The sequence below is a fragment of the Rhizobium sp. WSM1274 genome (genome assembly GCF_025200775.1).
GTDB classification, from domain to species: domain Bacteria; phylum Pseudomonadota; class Alphaproteobacteria; order Rhizobiales; family Rhizobiaceae; genus Rhizobium; species Rhizobium leguminosarum_I.
In genome coordinates, this window is sequence record NZ_CP104138.1 from 3,713,398 (window position 1) to 3,731,022 (window position 17,625).

Sequence of the window (17,625 nt, forward strand, 5' to 3'; positions counted from 1 at the left end):
CCGTAGCATTCCGTGTCGGTTGGCCGTCCGGCGGCCGTTCAGCAGCATGATGCAGCATCGCGACGAGGTTAAGCCGCAAGGCCTACCCTTCTCTGACGTTTTGCCGTTTACTGATGGATCGCCGCGCGTGACGGAGGGGTTGAATAAAGGCGGATCGGCCGGGTGCGGCTGTGTTCGCGAAGCAGTCGATGGAAAGGGGTGGGCATGGAAGCGTTCTATATCGTGGTGCTGGTTTCGACGGCACTCGTGCTTCTTGCCGCTTTTTCGAGCCTGCTCGCCTTCCGTTTCGGCGCTCCCCTGCTGCTGCTCTTCCTGATGATCGGCCTTGCTGCCGGCGTCGATGGCCTCGGCATCGAGTTCAGCAACAATTATCTCGCCTATATTCTCGGCTCCATCGCGCTGGCCGTGATCCTCTTCGATTCCGGCTTCGGCACGCCGATGCAGGCCTTCCGGCTGGCCGCCGTGCCCTCTCTGGCGCTCGCCTCGGTCGGTGTGCTGATCACCGCCTCGCTCTTTGCCTTGGCCGCCATGTGGCTTTTGAATTTCACTTGGCTTGAAGGCCTGTTGCTCGGCTCGATCGTCGCATCGACGGATGCCGCCGCCGTCTTTTTCCTGCTGCGCATCGGCGGCATCAATATCCGCGATAAGGTGCGCTCGACGCTGGAAGTCGAATCCGGCACCAACGACCCGATGGCGATCTTCCTCACCATCGCCCTCGTCGAGGTGCTGGCAAGCGGCGAGCGTTATGCCGGCATCAATATCGGCATGCTCGCCATGTTCGTGCAGCAGATGGGCCTCGGCGTCATCCTCGGCCTGCTCGGAGGCATGATGATCGTGCTGATCGTCAGCAAGCTCGATACCGATCGCGGCCTGACGCCGATCTTCGTGCTGGCGCTCGCCCTTCTCGTCTTCTCCTTCACCGGCGCAGTCGGCGGCAGCGGCTTCCTCGCCGTCTATGTCGCCGGCATCTACGCCGGAAACCGCAAGATGCAGGCGATCGGCACCATCAAACGCTTCCAGGACGGCATGACATGGCTGGCGCAGATCATCATGTTCCTGGTGCTCGGCCTGCTCGCCACGCCGTCGCAATTCCCTGTCATCATCGTGCCGGCCATCCTGCTCGCCCTCTTCCTGATCTTCGTCGCCCGGCCGTTGGCGGTCTGGCTGTCGCTGCTTCCCTTCGATTACACGCAGCAGGAGATCGGCTTCGTCGCCTGGGTCGGCCTGCGCGGCGCCGTTTCCATCCTGCTTGCCATCATGCCGATCCTCGGTGGGCTTGAGAACGGACAGATCTATTTCAACACCGCCTTCATCATCGTGCTGGTCTCGCTGCTCGTCCAGGGCTGGACGATCAAGCCCGTCGCCAAGAAGCTCGGGCTGATCATTCCGCCGCGCATCGGCGCTGTCGACAAGGTTGAGGTCGACCTGCCGGGCGCAGCCCACCACGAATTGCTCTCCTATCGCGTCATCAAGGATAGCCCGGTGCTGCGCGGCGAGCGCATTCCGCGCTGGGCGACGCCCTCGCTCGTCATCCGCGACGGCAAGTCGATGCGTTATCAATATGCCGGCCGGCTGCGCGAGAACGATCTCGTCTACCTCTTCATCGTGCCGAGCTACTCCCGGCTGCTCGACCGGCTTTTCGCTAGCCGTGCGCCTGTCGATGATGACGATGCCGAATTCTTCGGCGCCTTCGCGCTCTCTCCCGCCCGCCCCGCCGCCGATCTCGACGCCGCCTATGGCCCCGGCCTGCTCAACGAATCCGAAAAAGGCCTGACGATCGCCGAATTGATGCGGCAGCGCCTCGGCGGCAAGGCCGATTATGCCGACCGCGTCCGCCTCGGCTCGATTATCCTCATCGTCCGCGATCTCGACGAGCACGACCACATCACCTCCGTCGGCATGTCGCTCGAAGCGGTCGAACCAGCAATTACGCTGCCGATCTTCATCAATCTCAAGGACATCATCCAGCGCATCCGCGACCGGCTGAACGGACGCCGGAACCGGGAAACCGCAGCCTCCGAAAGCACGCCGAAAGCGCCAGCCGGACGCGACGAAGGCACACGCGAAAACGGCCGTTGAACGCCTTGCGTCTCGAATGATCCTTGCTATGTTCGGCGCAACTTTCGCCAACCACGACAGGATCCTCCCCATGCCTTCTTTCAAGACCATCGACGATCTTTCCGACCTCAGCGGCAAGCGCGTTCTCGTCCGCGTCGATCTCAACGTCCCGGTGAAAGACGGCAAGGTTACCGATACGACGCGCATCGAGCGTGTGGCGCCGACGATCCTCGAACTGTCCGAAAAGGGTGCCAAGGTGATCCTGCTGGCCCATTTCGGCCGGCCGAAGGATGGCCCTTCGCCGGAGCTGTCGCTGTCGCTGATCGCCCCTTCCGTCGAGGAAGTGCTTGATCATGCCGTGCTGACGGCTTCCGACTGCATCGGCGAGGCCGCCGCCGCCGCCGTTGCCGCAATGAATGACGGCGATATCCTGCTTCTGGAAAACACCCGCTTCCACAAGGGCGAGGAAAAGAACGACCCCGACTTCACCAAGGCACTTGCCGCCAACGGCGACATCTATGTCAACGATGCCTTCTCGTCCGCCCACCGCGCCCATGCCTCGACCGAGGGGCTTGCCCACCACCTGCCGGCCTATGCCGGCCGCACCATGCAGGCCGAGCTGGAGGCGCTGGAAAAGGGCCTCGGCGATCCGGCTCGCCCTGTCGTTGCGATCGTCGGCGGCGCCAAGGTCTCCACCAAGATCGACCTGCTGATGAACCTCGTGAAGAAGGTCGATGCGCTCGTCATCGGCGGCGGCATGGCCAATACCTTCATCGCCGCCCGCGGCACCAACGTCGGCAAGTCGCTCTGCGAACATGATCTCGCCGAAACCGCCAAGCAGATCATGATCGAGGCCGCCACTGCCGGCTGCGCCATCATCCTGCCGGAGGATGGCGTGATCGCCCGCGAGTTCAAGGCGGGCGCCGCCAACGAGACGGTCGATATCAACGCCATTCCCGCCGATGCCATGGTGCTCGATGTCGGCCCGAAGTCCGTCGAGGCCATCAACGCCTGGATCGAGCGCGCCGCAACCCTGGTCTGGAACGGTCCGCTCGGTGCCTTCGAGATCGAACCCTTCGATGCTGCAACCGTCGCTGCTGCGAAATATGCCGCTGGGCGCACGGTAGCCGGCAAGCTCACCTCCGTTGCCGGCGGCGGCGATACCGTCTCCGCGCTCAACCATGCCGGCGTTGCCGACGGTTTCACCTATGTCTCGACCGCCGGCGGCGCCTTCCTTGAGTGGATGGAAGGCAAAGAGCTTCCCGGCGTCGCCGTCCTCAACGCTGCTAAATAGGCACCAAGACTGATTGCGCAGATTTTACATGTGGATAGACCGCGGAAGAAAAGAAGCTTCCGCGGTCTTTTGCTCAGAGGACGAAAAAAATCCCAACTTTCAAACGATTGAATTGAATTCAATCGTTTCAATGACTTAGCCTTGCATTTTCCTCCCTATAAACTTCTGTTATCCGCATTCTATATTCCTGAAGTGCCGATGTTTATTGTTGTGGAGAGAACGAAATGAGCGAACGACTGGAAGACATTGCAGTGCAGATGGTTACGGGCGGCCGGGGACTGCTCGCCGCCGATGAATCGACCTCCACCATCAAGAAGCGTTTCGACGCGATCAATCTCGAATCGACCGAAACGAGCCGGCGCGACTACCGCGAAATGCTCTTCCGCTCCGACGAAGCGATGAAGAAATATATCTCCGGCGTCATCCTCTTCGAAGAGACGCTGTTCCAGAAGGCTGCGGACGGCACGCCCTTCGTCGATATCATCCGCGCCGCCGGCGCCATTCCCGGCATCAAGGTCGATACCGGCGCCAAGCCGATGGCTAAATATCCCGATGAAACCATCACCGAAGGCCTCGACGGTCTCGGCGAACGCCTTGCCAGATATTATGAAGCAGGCGCCCGCTTCGCCAAGTGGCGCGGCGTCATCGCCATCTCGCCGACCTTGCCGACCCGCGGTTCCGTCCGCGCCAACGCTCAGGCGCTTGCTCGTTATGCCGCACTCTGCCAGGAGGCCGGGATCGTTCCGATCGTCGAGCCGGAATGCCTGATGGACGGCAAGCCGGGTGACCACAATATCGACCGCTGCGCCGAAGTGACCGAGTTCACGCTGCGCATCGTTTTCGAGGAACTCGCCGACGCCCGCGTCAATCTCGAAGGTATGATCCTCAAGCCGAACATGGTGATCGACGGCAAGAACGCTCGCAAGGCCTCGGTCGCGGAAGTTGCCGAACGCACCGTCAAGGTGCTGAAGGCGACCGTTCCGCCTGCCGTTCCCGGTATCGCCTTCCTCTCCGGCGGCCAGACGACCGAAGAAGCGACAGCCCACCTTTCGGCGATCAATGCCATCGGCCACCTGCCCTGGTTCGTCACCTTCTCCTACGGTCGCGCCCTGCAGGACAGCGCGCTCAAGGCCTGGAACGGCAAGCAGGAAAATGTCGCCGCCGGCCAGCGCGAATTCACCCACCGCGCCGAGATGAACAGCCTCGCCGCCAAGGGCAACTGGAAGAAGGACCTGGAAAAGGCCGCGTGACTTTTCACGTTCGAGATAGGCAGGGAGCGGCAAACGCAGCTTCCTGCCCTCAGCCCTTTCCTTTCCCCTCATTGTCACGGCGACAAGAAACTGCTTCGTTCCGCGAAAAACCGTGATTACTCATAGCGCCCTGTCACAACAGGAGCCGCCATGAACACCCTCTCCTATGTCACCGTCGATGTCTTCACCTCCACCCGCTTCGAGGGCAATCCGCTTGCCGTCATTTCCGATGCGCGCGGTCTGAGCGACGCGGCGATGCAAAAGATCGCCACCGAGTTCAACTATTCCGAAGTCACATTCGTCCTGCCGCCGGAAGACGCTCAGAATTCCGCCCGCGTGCGCATCTTCACCCCGACGATGGAAATACCTTTCGCCGGCCACCCGAACGTCGGCACGGCCTATGTGCTCGGCCAGCAGGCGGAGATCTTCGGCAAGCCGGTCGGCGATACGCTGCGCTTCGAGGAAAAGGCCGGCATTGTCGAGGTCAACCTGAAACGCAGCGGCGGAAAGGTTACTGCTGCCTCCATCCGCGCGCCGCAGCCGCTGACGATCGGCGATACCATCGCCGAGGAAACCGTCGCCGGCTGCGTCTCACTCGACCCCGGCGTCATCGTCAGCACCACCCATGCCCCGGTCTTTGCCTCGGTCGGCCTGAACTTCGCCGTCGCGGAACTGAACGGGCTCGAAGCGCTGGCCGCTACCCGCCCGAACCTTGCCGGGTTTCAGGCAGCTGCCGGCCGCCAGACGACCAGCGGCCACGACTTCTCGCTCTTCCTTTATGTGCGAACAGCCGAAAATCCATGGAAGATTCGCGCCCGCATGTTCGCGCCCCTCGACAACGTGCCCGAAGATCCGGCAACCGGCAGCGCGTCAGCTGCGCTTGGCGCCTATCTCGTCTCGCTTGCGCCCGAGGTCGATATCAACGTCCGCATCGCCATTGAACAGGGCGTCGAAATGGGCCGCCGCAGCGTCATCACTCTTGATGTCGTGAAATCCGACGGCATCGTCACCGATGTGGTCATCTCGGGAGGCTGCGTTTCCGTCATGCGCGGAGAAATTAGCTTGCAAGACTGACGATCCCGGATCGGGTCGTCGCCCCTGGGTTATATGTAATCCAGGGGCTACATCAGGAAATCGCGCGAAAGCAGAGCCACTGCCCAGACGGCGAAAGCGATCAGCGCGAGCTTCCAGAAATCCATCCGCCGCCTGAGGCCGGGAAGGCCGAGCGGTTTGATCACCTGTATCGCCATGGCAAGGATGAGCAGCAAGGCTATCAGCTTTGTCATGCTTTATTTTTTCCGTTTTTCGGAATGTCACAGGACGGACATTTTTCCGCGCGAACAAGAGGATCTCGACACGCCGTAAAGACATTCCGGGGCACAATCAATCATCTTGAGGCTGGGCTGAAGCAGGTCCTGCCTTATCTCATTGCAAATCGCTAAGACCGAGTCTGGGGAAATGAAGAGAAATCTGCTGTCCGTCGCCGCGCTGCTCTTTGGCACGCTCTTCCTTTTCATGGGCAACGGCCTGCAGGGCATCCTGCTTCCTGTGCGCGGCAATCTCGAAGGCTACGCAACGACGACGCTCGGCCTGCTCGGCACCTCATGGGCCGGTGGCTTCGTCATCGGCTGCCTGGTTGCGCCGAAGATCGTGCGCCGCGTCGGCCATGTGCGTGCCTTTTCAGGCTTCATCTCGATCATCGCCATCATCGCGCTGGTCAGCGGCATCATCATTCATCCGGTCTGGTGGGTGGTTCTGCGCGCCGTCACCGGCTTCTCCACCGCCGGCACGTCGATGATCATCGAAAGCTGGCTGAACGAGCGCGCCAGCAACGAGAGCCGCGGCGCGATCTTCTCGCTCTATATCGGCATCACACTGCTCGGCGTCGTCGGCGGCCAGATGATGATCCCGCTCGAGGATGTGCGCACGCCGGTGCTGTTCATGATCTGCGGCATCTTCTATTGCATCGCCATGCTGCCGACGACGCTGTCGACCGCCGCTTCGCCGCAGCCGCTGAAGGCAGTGCGCCTCGACCTGCCGGCGCTCTATCGCAACTCGCCGGTCTCCTGCCTCGGCATCCTGCTCGTCGGTATCGCTAACGGTGCCTACGGCACGCTCGGCGCCGTTTTCGGTGCCGGCGCCGGCCTTTCCGACACCAGTATCGCCGTCATGATGAGCTCCACCATCTTCGCCGGCGCAGTGATGCAGCTGCCCGCCGGCCGGCTTTCCGATCGCATCGACCGGCGCTACGTGCTCGCCGCCATGTCGGGGATCGCCGCCCTTGCCGGCCTGCTGATCTTTCTGCTTCACCCCACGTCCCCCGCCTTTCTGATCGGGCTCGTTGTCCTTTACGGCGCAGTGGCGAATACGCTCTATCCGATCGCCGTCGCCCACGCGAACGACTTCGCGGCGTCGGAGGACTTCGTCAAGGTCTCCGGCGGCCTGCTGCTGCTCTACGGCATCGGCACGGTGATCGGCCCGACGATCAGCGGTCCCGTCATGTCGGCGATCACCCCGCATGCGCTTTTCCTCGTCACCGCCATCGCCCATGTGCTGATCACCGTTTACGCCATCATCCGAAGCCGCATCCGCGCTGCGATCCCCGCCAGCGACCGCGACGCCTACACGACGATCCCGACCGGCACCTCGCCGATGCTGACACCGCAAAGCATGTCGCTTGCCGACCGCGGCACCAGCAAACCTCCGGAAACCGGAAAGTCTCCCGAAAGCGACGATCCTGCTGTAAAGTTCGGCTAGAAAAGGATGATTTAGGCCGGGTCGGCCTAAAATCTGGATCCTGTTCTACATTATGTAGTGAGAGCGTGATGTCGTCCGAAAGCCGATCACACTTTTCGGCATCATGCTCCGGAGCAATTCCAGCAAAACTGCGAAGCGATTTTGCCGGGAGTTGCGTAACAAGCTATATGCAGCCAACGGAGGACGAACCCATGAGCTTCATCGATGACGACCGGCCGCAGAAGAAGGTCGCCCATGAGATCGGCGCCGATCTCTCTATGCTTTCGGTCGACGAATTGAAGGCGCGGGTGGAATTGCTGAAGACGGAGATCGCCCGTCTCGAGGCTGAGGCCACTCGCAAGGCCTCCGGGCGGCGCGCGGCGGAAAGCTTCTTCCGCTCGTAACCCGCCAAAACTCCGAAAACAAGGTTATAGGTGGATAAAACGGACCGCCTCAAGTCTTAATTCAGCACAATGTTAATAAAATATTAAGCTTTATAAGGTATTACTATATTCATCCGGATTTTCTCTGGATCTCAGACAGTTTTCCAAGCGGTGAATTGGTCTGATTTTTCTCCCTGTTTTACCTTGAGAGCCGCGTCTGCGGCTCTTCTTTTTCCTATGGCCGGCGCACTTCCACGAAACTGTGGAGATTAACCCTTTCTTAAGAAACGGCTTGCGCATTTGAGCTAATGATACCATCTTAAAGTCATAAAGACGGGGCCCGGAAACTTTTCCGTCGGTGCCGGCGTTACCTGAATATATGTAGCTGCGTGCAAACAGGGACTATTGCGATGTCGGAAGTTGGATTGAACACGATCAGTTTTGCAGGCCGCGCCGCTGCATCCTCGCAGTTCAAAGCACTTTACGCGGAAGGCATGTCGCTGGTCGAAGAGACTGCCGCCTACCTCGACGGCCAGGGCCGCGCCGCCTCCAAGGTTCTGCCGCGGATGGCCTCGGTCCTTTACGCCGCGGAATCGATGCGTCTCACCACCCGCCTCATGCAGATGGCCTCCTGGCTGCTGCTGCAGCGCGCCGTCAACAATGGCGAAATGTCCCGCGACCAGGTACTGGCCGAAAAGAACAAGGTCCGTCTCGACGGCTTCAACGTCGACCGCGCTGCGCCCGGCTGGGGCGACCTGCCGGAATCCTTCCGCGACCTCGTCGAGCGCTCACTGCGTCTGCAGAACCGCATTGCCCTGCTCGACCGCGAGATCTACCGCCCGTCCGAAGCCGTGATCGTTCATGATAATCAGAACAGCGTCCAGGCTCAGCTTTCCCTGCTGCAGACCGCCTTCGGCAACAACTGACCGGATCTGCAGACTTCTTCGAAACAGACCGGCTGCGTCTTATACGCGGCCGGTTTTTTGTTTGCCTCTGAACACCGGCATCCCTGGAGCGTCCTTTGCGCGTCTGAAAAGACGCGTGGCGCAGTAGGGCATTGCGAACGCAAAAAGCCCGGCGTAACCGGGCTCTCTTCGAATTCCGTCGAGCAGAAGCGATTAGAGGCCGAGGCCGCCGAAACGCTTGTTGAACTTGGAGACGCGGCCACCGCGGTCCATGAGCTGCTGGTTGCCGCCGGTCCAGGCCGGATGCGACTTGGAATCGATTTCAAGGTTCATGACAGCGCCCTCCGAACCCCAGGTCGAGCGGGTTTCGTATTCGGTGCCATCGGTCATGACCACCTTGATCATGTGATATTCGGGATGGATGCCTGCCTTCATAACAATCTTCCTGCGATACCGGAGTTCAAATTGCCGCATGCAGTTGCAGCCACCGAACCGATTGAATAAATGAAGCCGCAGTCGTGATGGCTACGGCTTCCCATTAGGATGCGGTGCCTATACATGAAGGACGCCTAGATAACAAGAGCCTACAGGCCGCATTGCGCGGGTCCTGCGGGCGATCGGAGACGATTTGGCAGAGCAGGCACGGGCTGAGGAAAACAAAAGACGATCGCTGCGGCCGCTCGGCAGGCTGACGCCCTACGTCATGCGTTATCGCGCCATGGTGGCCGGTGCGCTGATGTCGCTGGCGCTTGCCGCCGTCACTTCGTTGGCGCTGCCGCTCGCCGTGCGTCGCATGATCGATCACGGCTTCACCCAGTCGGATGGTCGCTTCATCAACAGTTACTTCGCCATGCTGATGGTCATGGCCATCGTGCTCGCGGTCGCCAGCGCGCTGCGCTATTATTTCGTCATCACCATTGGCGAGCGCATCGTCGCCGATCTTCGCCGCGATGTCTTTTCCCATGTGACGAGGCTGTCGCCCTCCTTCTTCGATGTCAACCAGTCCGGCGAGATCGTCTCGCGGCTGACCGCCGATACCACGCAGATCAAGTCCGCCGTCGGCGCCACTGCCTCTGTAGCGCTCAGGAACCTCATCCTCTGTATCGGCGCCATGGGCATGATGATCGTCACCTCGCCGAAGCTTTCGAGCCTCGTCATCGGAGCGATCCCGCTGATTGTCTTCCCGCTCGTCGCCTTCGGCCGCTCGGTGCGCAAACGTTCGCGCGCCGCCCAGGATACGCTCGCCGATGCCTCCGCCTTCGCCAACGAGACGATCGCCGCGACCCGCACGGTTCAGGCCTTCAACGGCGAAGATGCCGCAGCGACGCGTTACGGCACTGCCGTCGAATCCGCCTACGAGGCCGCCCGCGCCGCCATCCGCTCGCGCGCGTTGCTGACGGGGATCGCCATCACGCTGATCTTCGGCAGCGTCGTCGCCGTGCTCTGGGTCGGCGCCCACAGCGTGCTCGCCGGCACGCTGTCGGCCGGCACGCTCGGCCAGTTCCTGCTTTATGCCGTCATCTCCGCCGGTTCGCTGGGCGCGCTGTCGGAGGTCTGGGGCGAACTTTCGCAGGCAGCCGGTGCCGCAGACCGGCTGACCGAGCTTCTCGACGAGGTCTCGCCGATCACAGCCCCCGCCAGCCCTGAGCCGCTTCCTTCGCCCAGCCGCGGCCGCGTCGAATTTTCAGGCGTGCACTTCGCCTATCCCTCGCGCCCCGGCAAATCGGCGCTACATGGCTTAAGCTTCGCCGTCGCGCCAGGCGAGACGGTCGCCATTGTCGGCCCTTCCGGTGCCGGCAAGAGCACCGTCTTTTCGCTGCTGCTGCGCTTTTACGATCCGCAGCAGGGCAGCGTGAGGATCGACGGTGTCGATGCGCAGCTGACGACGCCCGACGAGCTGCGCCAGCGCATCGCCATCGTGCCGCAGGATGTCACCATCTTTGCCGCCTCGATCCATGACAACATCGCCTTCGGCCGTCCCGGCGCCTCGCGTGACGAGGTCCGCGCTGCAGCCCTTGCCGCGCAGGCCGACGAATTCATCGCTCGGCTGGACAGGGGCTACGAGACCGAGGTTGGCGAACGCGGCATCATGCTCTCCGGCGGCCAGCGCCAGCGCATCGCCATTGCCCGTGCCATCCTGAAGAACGCGCCGGTGCTGCTGCTCGACGAGGCAACCTCCGCGCTTGACGCGGAAAGCGAGACGCTGGTGCAGAAGGCGCTCGACGGCCTGGTGGACGGCCGCACGACGCTCGTCATCGCCCATCGCCTGGCGACCGTGCTGAAGGCCGACCGCATCCTCGTCATGGATCAGGGCCGCGTCGTCGAGGAGGGCACGCATCAGAGCCTGATCCGCCATGGCGGCCTCTATGCGCGGCTGGCGCGGCTGCAATTCGACGCCGCCAATGAGGATGTGCTCGCCGCGGCGAAATAGCCGGCGCTACTTCTCCGGCCGACAGCGACTAAAGTCTGAACCCGCCGCACATCTCCGCGGTTGTCTTTCGCGCGTCCCGCCCTAACCTCTTCATTCCCCGGGGGTGGGGATATTGCGGCTGAAATCCTTGGGAGGAGATAGGAATGGCGCTTTCCGATATAACGCGACGTACGGGCCTTGCGCTCGGTTTCGCTGTGCTTGCGGCCTTTGCCGTCGGCGCGTCTGCCGCTGCTGCGGATTTTCCCGATCGCACGATCACCATGGTCGTACCCTTCGCGGCCGGCGGCTCAACCGATGTCGTCGCTCGCATCGTTGCGCAGAAGATGTCGGAGGATCTTGGCCAGCAAGTGATCGTCCAGAACGTCGCCGGCGCCGGCGGCAATCTCGGCGCCGGTAACGTCGCCCGCGCCGAACCGGACGGCTACACCATCCTGATGGGCACGGTCGCGACCCACGCCCTCAATCCGCTCATCCTGAAATCGACGCCCTATGACGCCGAAAAGGATTTTGCGCCGGTCTCGCTGCTCGTCGTCGTGCCGAACGTGCTGGTCGTCAATCCGGAACTGCCGGCAAAGACCGTGCAGGAGCTGATCGCCCTGCTGAAGGCCGAGCCCGACAAATACAGCTACGCCTCATCGGGCAACGGCACGCCGTTGCATCTTTCCGGAGAACTCTTCAAATCCATGGCCGGTGTCAGCATGCAGCACATACCCTATAAGGGCGCCGGTCCGGCATTGAACGACGTCATCGGCAACCAGGTGCCAATCATGTTCGACAATTTGCCCTCCTCGTCGAGCCACATCAAGGCTGGCACCCTGCGGGCGCTGGCGGTGACCACGGCCGAGCGTGCACCCTCCTTCCCCGACGTGCCGACTGTCGCCGAGTCGGGCATTCCAGGTTACGAGACCTATACTTGGAATGCGCTTTTCGCGCCGGCCAAGACACCGAATGAGGTGGTAACGCGTCTCAACGCCTCGGCTAAGAAGGCGCTTGCCGACCCTGCCGTCGCTGAACGCATGAAAGAATTCAGCGCCACCATCGTCGGCTCGACGCCGGACGAACTGGCTGCCCATGTAAAGGCCGAACTCGCCAAATGGGGGCCGGTCGTCAAAGGCGCGAATATCCAGATGGAGTAATGTGAAAGAGCATGTACCGGCATCCCTCCTTCACTTGCGTGCAATGGAAACGGTGGCAATTGGACGCTTGGCAACCCAATTCTTATTAAGGCAGTGGAAAAGCTCGCCATTTTGATCTAGCCTCCGCTAAGCTGATGGTTGCAATTCAGCGATTTGGGATTTCGGGAGACATCTATGTATAAATTCGAAGTCTATAAGGATAAGGCCGGCGAGTTCCGGTTCCGCTTCAAGGCATCGAACGGGGAGGCCATGTTCTCGTCCGAGGGCTACAAGGCGAAGGCGTCCGCCATGAGTGCCATCGAATCCATCAAGAAGAACACGCCAAGCGCCGAGGTAGTCGACCAGACGAAGGCCGAGTCCTGAGCAGACCGGCAGCGGCGGCCTGAACTGCCGCCCTGCCCTTTCGCGCCCTTGAGCAGCGCCGGCGCCCTTGAGCCCGGACGCTTGCTTCCGACTTTCTGCGCCATTTCTCTTTTTGCATATTTTTTATGAGGCCATGTCGAAACGACGGGTGGCCGCGTCTCATTGTCACGGAACGGATATCCCGAAAGCCGGGCCGCTCCGCCGGGCAGGAGGTTTCGGATGGAGAATCCGGCCGGCATGCCTGGATCAACGCAACAACGAGATCAGGAGTTCTCCATGCAATATGCTCTCATCATTCGCGAAGCCGCCGAAGATTTCGCCCGCCGCGGCGATCCCGTCTATCGCGACGGCTGGGTCGCCTACAGCAAGGCGCTTGTGCAGGCGGGGATCATGACCGGTGGCGCCGGGCTGACTGGCCCGGAGACCGGCACGATCGTGCGCCGCAAAGGCGAGGAACACGATGTTCAGGACGGGCCTTATCCGGAAGGCAAGGAACAGCTCGGCGGCTTCTATCTGATCGATGTTCCCGATATCGATACCGCGCTCGAATGGGCGACCCGCGTCCCGATCTCTGACAAGGGTTCGGTCGAGGTGCGCCCGCGCCTGCAGATGTGAGGCGGCAATGCCGCCCGATGCCGGACGCGTTGCCGAAAAGGTGGCGCGTCAGTCCTACGGCAAGCTGATCGCCTTCCTCGCCGCCCGGTCGCGCGACGTGCCGGCGGCAGAGGATGCGTTGTCGGAAGCGCTGGCTTCGGCGCTTCGCGTCTGGCCGGAGCGCGGTGTTCCCGGCAATCCGGAAGCCTGGCTGCTGGTGGCCGCCCGCCGCAACCTCATGCAGGCGGCCCGCCACCGCACCGTCGAGGCCAATGCGCAAACGACGATATCGGTCGCCTTCGAGGAAGCGGAGGAACGCATGAACGAAGCCGGCAACGCCGTCTTTCCCGATGAGCGGCTGAAGCTGCTCTTCGCCTGCACCCATCCCGCCATCGACAGCTCCGTGCATACGGCGTTGATGTTGCAGACCGTTCTCGGCATCGAGGCAAAGACCATCGCGCGGTCCTTCGTCGTCGCACCAGAGGCAATGAGCCAGCGGCTGGTGCGCGCAAAGGCAAAGATCCGCGACGCCGGCATTCCCTTCGCCGTCCCCCCTCGCCCCGACTTGCCCGGGCGGCTCGCCGCCGTGCTTTCGGCGATCTACGCCGCCTACGGTCTCGGATGGGACGGGCTCGACGGGGAGAACGAACGCCATTCGCTGGCCGGCGAGGCGATCTGGCTCGGCCGTGCGCTCCTGGCGGTGCTGCCGGACGAACCGGAGGCGATAGGCCTCCTCTCGCTGATGCTTCACTGCCAAGCCCGCCGCAGCACCCGGCGCGACAGCAACGGCCAATATGTGCCGCTAGACGAGCAGGATACGGCCGCGTGGAACGCGATCATGATTGCAGAGGCGGATGCGCTGCTGCGCAAAGCCGGAAACTTCGACCGTTTCGGCCCCTTCCAGTGCCAGGCTGCAATCCAGTCCGTGCATGCGGCGCGCCGGTTGTCAGGAACGACTGACTGGCAGGCGTTGACGACGCTCTACGCGGCGCTGGTGATGATGAAGCCGACGCTGGGTGCACGCGTCAGCCAGGCTGCTGTAATCGGCAGGGCCTCGAGCGCCGCTGCCGGGCTGGAGCAGCTCGACAAGCTCGATCGGCGCGACGTCGCAGCCTATCAGCCTTACTGGGCCGTGCGTGCCTATCTTCAGGCGCAAGCCGGCGACAAGGCCGCCGCGGCCGACGCCTATATGACGGCGATCGGCCTCAGCGACAGCCCCGCCGTACGCAACTTTCTCGCCGGCCGGTTAAAGACCGTCCAGCGGTAATGGCAGCCCACTGCATAATTCCTTAAATCGGAATCGATTTGAGGAATTATGCAGTCTTTCAAAGTGTTATAGCGTCGTTTGCGCGTCTTCAAAGACGCACGGCGCTGTAATCACTTCTCGGTCAGCTTCAGCTCGATGCGGCGGTTGGTAGAGCGCGCATCCGGCGTATCGCCCGGCGCGATTGGCTGGAACTCGCCGAAGCCGGCGGCAACCAGCCGATCGGCCGGCACGCCCTGTGCGATCAGGAACTTGACGACCGAAATCGCGCGCGCCGAGGAGAGCTCCCAATTGTCGCGATAGCGGCCCGTTCCGGCAAGCGGCACATTGTCGGTATGCCCGTCGACGCGCAGCACCCAGTTGATCTCCGGCGGGATTTCCTTGGCGAGATCGAGAAGGGCGGCGGCAAGCTTGGCCATCTCGGTCTGCCCCTGCGGGTTGAGATCGGCACCACCCGAGGGAAACAGCACTTCCGACTGGAAGACGAACCGGTCGCCGACGATGCGGATATTCTCGCGATCCGAGAGGATCTCGCGCAGACGGCCGAAGAAGTCGGAACGGTAGCGGTTCAACTCCTGCACCCGTGCGGCGAGCGCTACGTTGAGGCGGCTGCCAAGATCGGCGATCTTGGTCTGCGAGACCCGGTCTTTCTCCTCCGACGCCTGAAGGGCTGCTTCGACGGCGGCAATCTGGCTGCGAAGCGCTGAGATCTGCTGGTTCAGCAGTTCGACCTGACTGAGCGCCCGTTCGCTCACCTGCTTCTGCTCGTCAAGCTCCTGCGTCATCGAGCCGATCCGCTTCTGCGCCGCATCCTGGCCGCCCGAACCGGCATTCAGCAGCGCCTGCAGCCGCGAACGGTCGCCTTCGGCACTGGCAAGCGACGCCTGCAGGTTGGCGACCGAGTCCTGGAGATCCTGGTTGCTGCCCTTTTCGAGCGCGAGAAGCTGCGTCAGCTCGTTGATCTGGCTGTTGAGGCGATTGAGCACCTCATCGCGTCCGGTGATCTCGCGGCTGAGGATGAACTGCCCGACGACGAAGACCGTCAGCAGGAACATGATCGAGATGAGCAGCGTCGACAGCGCGTCGACGAAACCCGGCCAGTAATCCACCGTGCGTTCGCGGCGCCGGTTGCGGGCAAGAGCCATGGCCTACTTGCCCTCGCTCTTTTCCGCATGGCTGGCGGCGCGGTCGCGCATGCGCTCCCCCCTCTCCCCTCCGCGCTCCTGGACGCCGATGCGTTCGGCAAGCCGATCGAGCGTGCGACGCATCGCCTTCGCCTCGTCCTGCTGTGCCTCGATCCAGTCGCGCAGCATCTGCTGCTCGTTGCGCATGTTCTTGACGAGGCCCTGAATACCTTCGGCAAGGCTCGCCATAGCGGCGACGGAACGTTGGCTGCCGGCGCCCCCCTCTTCGGCGACCTTGCGCAAATAATCGGAGAGCGCGCGCATGTCGTCCGAGGAAGCACCGGAAACGGCGTCGAGAGCCGGGGCAAGATCGGAGCCGACATCCGTGACCGAGGACAGCCAGTTTTCCAGCTCCATGTAGAAGCGGTTTTGCGCGCGGCCTGCCTGCAGGTCGAGGAAGCCGAGAATGAGCGAACCTGAAAGGCCGAGCAGCGAGGAGGAGAAGGCCTGGCCCATGCCCGAAAGCGGCGTGGAAAGCCCTTCCTTCAGCGCCGAGAGCACGTCCCCCGTGCCGTTCGAGCCGGCATCGAGCGACTGGATGACGACGCTGATCGAACCGATCGTGCCAATGAGGCCCCAGAAGGTGCCGAGCAGGCCGAGAAAGACCAAGAGGCCGATCAGGTAGCGTGAAACATCGCGCGATTCGTCGAGGCGGGTGGCAATGGAATCGAGGATCGAGCGCAGCGCCGTCGTCGACAGCGCCAATGAGGACTTGCGGCTGCCAAGCAGTGCCCGCATTGGCGCAAGCAGCCGCGGATTGCGGTTGACCTTGTCGGCACTGCCCGCGGCGCGGAACGAATTGAACCAGCGCACCTCGGGGCGAAGTGCCAGTACATGATTGAAAACAAGGATGATTCCGACCGCGAGAACGCCGACGATCAACCCGTTGAGGCCCGGATTGTGCATGAAGGCGGTCTGCGTTTGCCGGAAGAGGATGGCGGCGATAAACCCGACGATGACGAGGAAAAGCAGCATCGTCCAGAGGAAGGGCATTGGGCTCGAAAGCCTGTAGGCATAAGTGCCCGCCGTCTTTTCGGTGGAGCCGATCTCCGCCACATTCACATTTTCCATAGGGTCGCTGCCTCCGGAGTCACTGCTGGCGGAGACTAGAGCAACATTGTGCCGAATTGAAGTATGCCGGGGCGAAAACCGTGACTTTACAACAGCCAGATTTTCGTTCGGTCACTTGGCGGGAACCGGCCGCTTGACGACTTCGATCAGCGCCTTGTGGATGATCTCGTTGCCGGCGACGATCGTGCCACTCTCCAGCATCGTTGCGCCACCGTCCCAGTCGGTGGCGAAACCGCCGGCTTCGCGGATGAGCAGGATGCCGGCTGCCATGTCCCACGGCGCAAGCTCCGCTTCCCAGAAGCCGTCGAATCGCCCGGCAGCAACATAGGCAAGATCGAGCGTCGGCGAACCCAGGCGGCGGATGCCCGCCACTTCGCCCATCACGTGGCGAAGCTCGACCAGGAACTTGCCGTGATTGCGCTTGCCGAGCGCCGGCACGCCGCAGCCGATGACGCAATCCGACAGCGCCCGGCGCGCGGCAACGCGAAGGCGCCGATCGTTGAGGAAGGCGCCGCCGCCGCGCTCGGCGGTATAGAGCTCGTCGGTCGCCGGATTGAAGATGACGGCGGCAACGATCTCCCCGTTGCGTTCGAGCGCGATCGAGACAGCGAAGGCCGGGATGCCATGCAAGAAGTTCGTCGTGCCGTCGAGCGGGTCGACGATCCAGCGATGCGCTCCGTCCGTGCCCTTGATCTCTTCGCTTTCCTCGCCGAGGAAGCCATAGGTCGGACGCGCCTTGAGCAGCTCTTCCCTGACGATCTTTTCGGCCTTGCGGTCGGCGGTGGAAACGAAGTCGCCCGGTCCCTTCACGGAAACCTGCAGGTTCTGCACTTCGCCGAAATCACGCCCCAGCGACTTTCCTGCCTTGAGGGCAGCCTGAACCATGACATTGAGAAGAGCTGAACGAGCCATCGGGCATTTTCCTTGGGACTGATACGAGGTGCGCGCTGCCAGGG

General features: G+C 62.3%; 17 protein-coding genes. 12 read left to right on the forward strand and 5 right to left on the reverse strand.

Annotated features, from left to right (window positions below):
- Positions 1–204 precede the first annotated feature (204 nt).
- The 4 genes from N2600_RS18510 to N2600_RS18525 all read left to right on the forward strand — a co-directional run bounded on the left by N2600_RS18510 (position 205) and on the right by N2600_RS18525 (position 5,676).
- Positions 205–2,079, forward strand: coding sequence for a potassium/proton antiporter (locus N2600_RS18510; protein WP_026154567.1), 1,875 nt, complete (start codon positions 205–207; stop codon positions 2,077–2,079).
- Between the two features lie 70 nt (positions 2,080–2,149).
- A complete protein-coding gene (locus N2600_RS18515; RefSeq protein ID WP_260297077.1) occupies positions 2,150–3,352 on the forward strand; it encodes a phosphoglycerate kinase in 1,203 nt (400 codons plus the stop codon).
- Positions 3,353–3,576: 224 nt separating this feature from the next.
- Entirely contained in the window at positions 3,577–4,602 is a 1,026-nt protein-coding gene (locus N2600_RS18520; RefSeq protein WP_260109394.1) for a class I fructose-bisphosphate aldolase, read from the forward strand.
- Positions 4,603–4,752: 150 nt separating this feature from the next.
- Entirely contained in the window at positions 4,753–5,676 is a 924-nt protein-coding gene (locus tag N2600_RS18525) for a PhzF family phenazine biosynthesis protein (RefSeq protein ID WP_222280435.1), read from the forward strand.
- Positions 5,677–5,723: 47 nt separating this feature from the next.
- Here the strand turns inward: N2600_RS18525 and N2600_RS18530 are convergent, their stop codons facing one another.
- Positions 5,724–5,888 (reverse strand): hypothetical protein, encoded by a 165-nt coding sequence (locus tag N2600_RS18530; RefSeq protein WP_003542801.1) that lies wholly within the window; start codon positions 5,886–5,888, stop codon positions 5,724–5,726.
- Positions 5,889–6,060: 172 nt separating this feature from the next.
- On the opposite strand from N2600_RS18530, the gene N2600_RS18535 reads away from it, so the two are divergent.
- From N2600_RS18535 to rcdA, 3 genes are all read left to right on the forward strand, one after another.
- On the forward strand, positions 6,061–7,359 hold the full coding sequence (locus tag N2600_RS18535) for an MFS transporter (RefSeq protein ID WP_017968146.1): 1,299 nt from the start codon (positions 6,061–6,063) through the stop codon (positions 7,357–7,359).
- A gap of 191 nt (positions 7,360–7,550) precedes the next feature.
- Complete coding sequence (locus N2600_RS18540) at positions 7,551–7,742, forward strand: DUF1192 domain-containing protein (protein ID WP_222280434.1); 192 nt, start codon at positions 7,551–7,553, stop codon at positions 7,740–7,742.
- 389 nt (positions 7,743–8,131) lie between these two features.
- Positions 8,132–8,647, forward strand: coding sequence for a protease adaptor protein RcdA (rcdA, locus tag N2600_RS18545; RefSeq protein ID WP_003542804.1), 516 nt, complete (start codon positions 8,132–8,134; stop codon positions 8,645–8,647).
- Between the two features lie 192 nt (positions 8,648–8,839).
- Here the strand turns inward: rcdA and rpmE are convergent, their stop codons facing one another.
- Positions 8,840–9,061 carry a 50S ribosomal protein L31 gene (gene rpmE, locus N2600_RS18550; protein WP_003542805.1) on the reverse strand — a complete coding sequence of 74 codons (222 nt, stop codon included), beginning with the start codon at positions 9,059–9,061 and terminating at the stop codon, positions 8,840–8,842.
- A gap of 193 nt (positions 9,062–9,254) precedes the next feature.
- Between rpmE and N2600_RS18555 the strand changes: the two genes are divergently transcribed.
- The 5 genes from N2600_RS18555 to N2600_RS18575 all read left to right on the forward strand — a co-directional run bounded on the left by N2600_RS18555 (position 9,255) and on the right by N2600_RS18575 (position 14,417).
- Complete coding sequence (locus N2600_RS18555; RefSeq protein WP_017968148.1) at positions 9,255–11,057, forward strand: ABC transporter transmembrane domain-containing protein; 1,803 nt, start codon at positions 9,255–9,257, stop codon at positions 11,055–11,057.
- A 143-nt stretch (positions 11,058–11,200) separates the two neighbouring features.
- Positions 11,201–12,193, forward strand: a complete 993-nt coding sequence (locus N2600_RS18560) for a Bug family tripartite tricarboxylate transporter substrate binding protein (RefSeq protein ID WP_017968149.1) — start codon at positions 11,201–11,203, stop codon at positions 12,191–12,193.
- A 174-nt stretch (positions 12,194–12,367) separates the two neighbouring features.
- On the forward strand, positions 12,368–12,556 hold the full coding sequence (locus N2600_RS18565) for a YegP family protein (protein WP_017968150.1): 189 nt from the start codon (positions 12,368–12,370) through the stop codon (positions 12,554–12,556).
- Between the two features lie 276 nt (positions 12,557–12,832).
- The gene (locus N2600_RS18570; RefSeq protein WP_222384593.1) at positions 12,833–13,171 is read left to right on the forward strand and encodes a YciI family protein; all 339 of its coding nucleotides are present in this window, start codon (positions 12,833–12,835) and stop codon (positions 13,169–13,171) included.
- A gap of 7 nt (positions 13,172–13,178) precedes the next feature.
- Positions 13,179–14,417: an RNA polymerase sigma factor gene (locus N2600_RS18575; protein WP_260109396.1), complete on the forward strand. Its 1,239-nt coding sequence runs from the start codon at positions 13,179–13,181 to the stop codon at positions 14,415–14,417.
- Between the two features lie 110 nt (positions 14,418–14,527).
- Here N2600_RS18575 and N2600_RS18580 read toward each other — a convergent pair whose 3' ends face one another.
- From N2600_RS18580 to N2600_RS18590, 3 genes are all read right to left on the reverse strand, one after another.
- Positions 14,528–15,559 carry a peptidoglycan -binding protein gene (locus N2600_RS18580; RefSeq protein WP_017968153.1) on the reverse strand — a complete coding sequence of 344 codons (1,032 nt, stop codon included), beginning with the start codon at positions 15,557–15,559 and terminating at the stop codon, positions 14,528–14,530.
- A gap of 3 nt (positions 15,560–15,562) precedes the next feature.
- Positions 15,563–16,669 (reverse strand): flagellar motor protein MotA, encoded by a 1,107-nt coding sequence (locus N2600_RS18585; RefSeq protein ID WP_260109397.1) that lies wholly within the window; start codon positions 16,667–16,669, stop codon positions 15,563–15,565.
- A 111-nt stretch (positions 16,670–16,780) separates the two neighbouring features.
- Entirely contained in the window at positions 16,781–17,581 is an 801-nt protein-coding gene (locus tag N2600_RS18590) for an inositol monophosphatase family protein (RefSeq protein WP_017968155.1), read from the reverse strand.
- Positions 17,582–17,625: the final 44 nt, after the last annotated feature.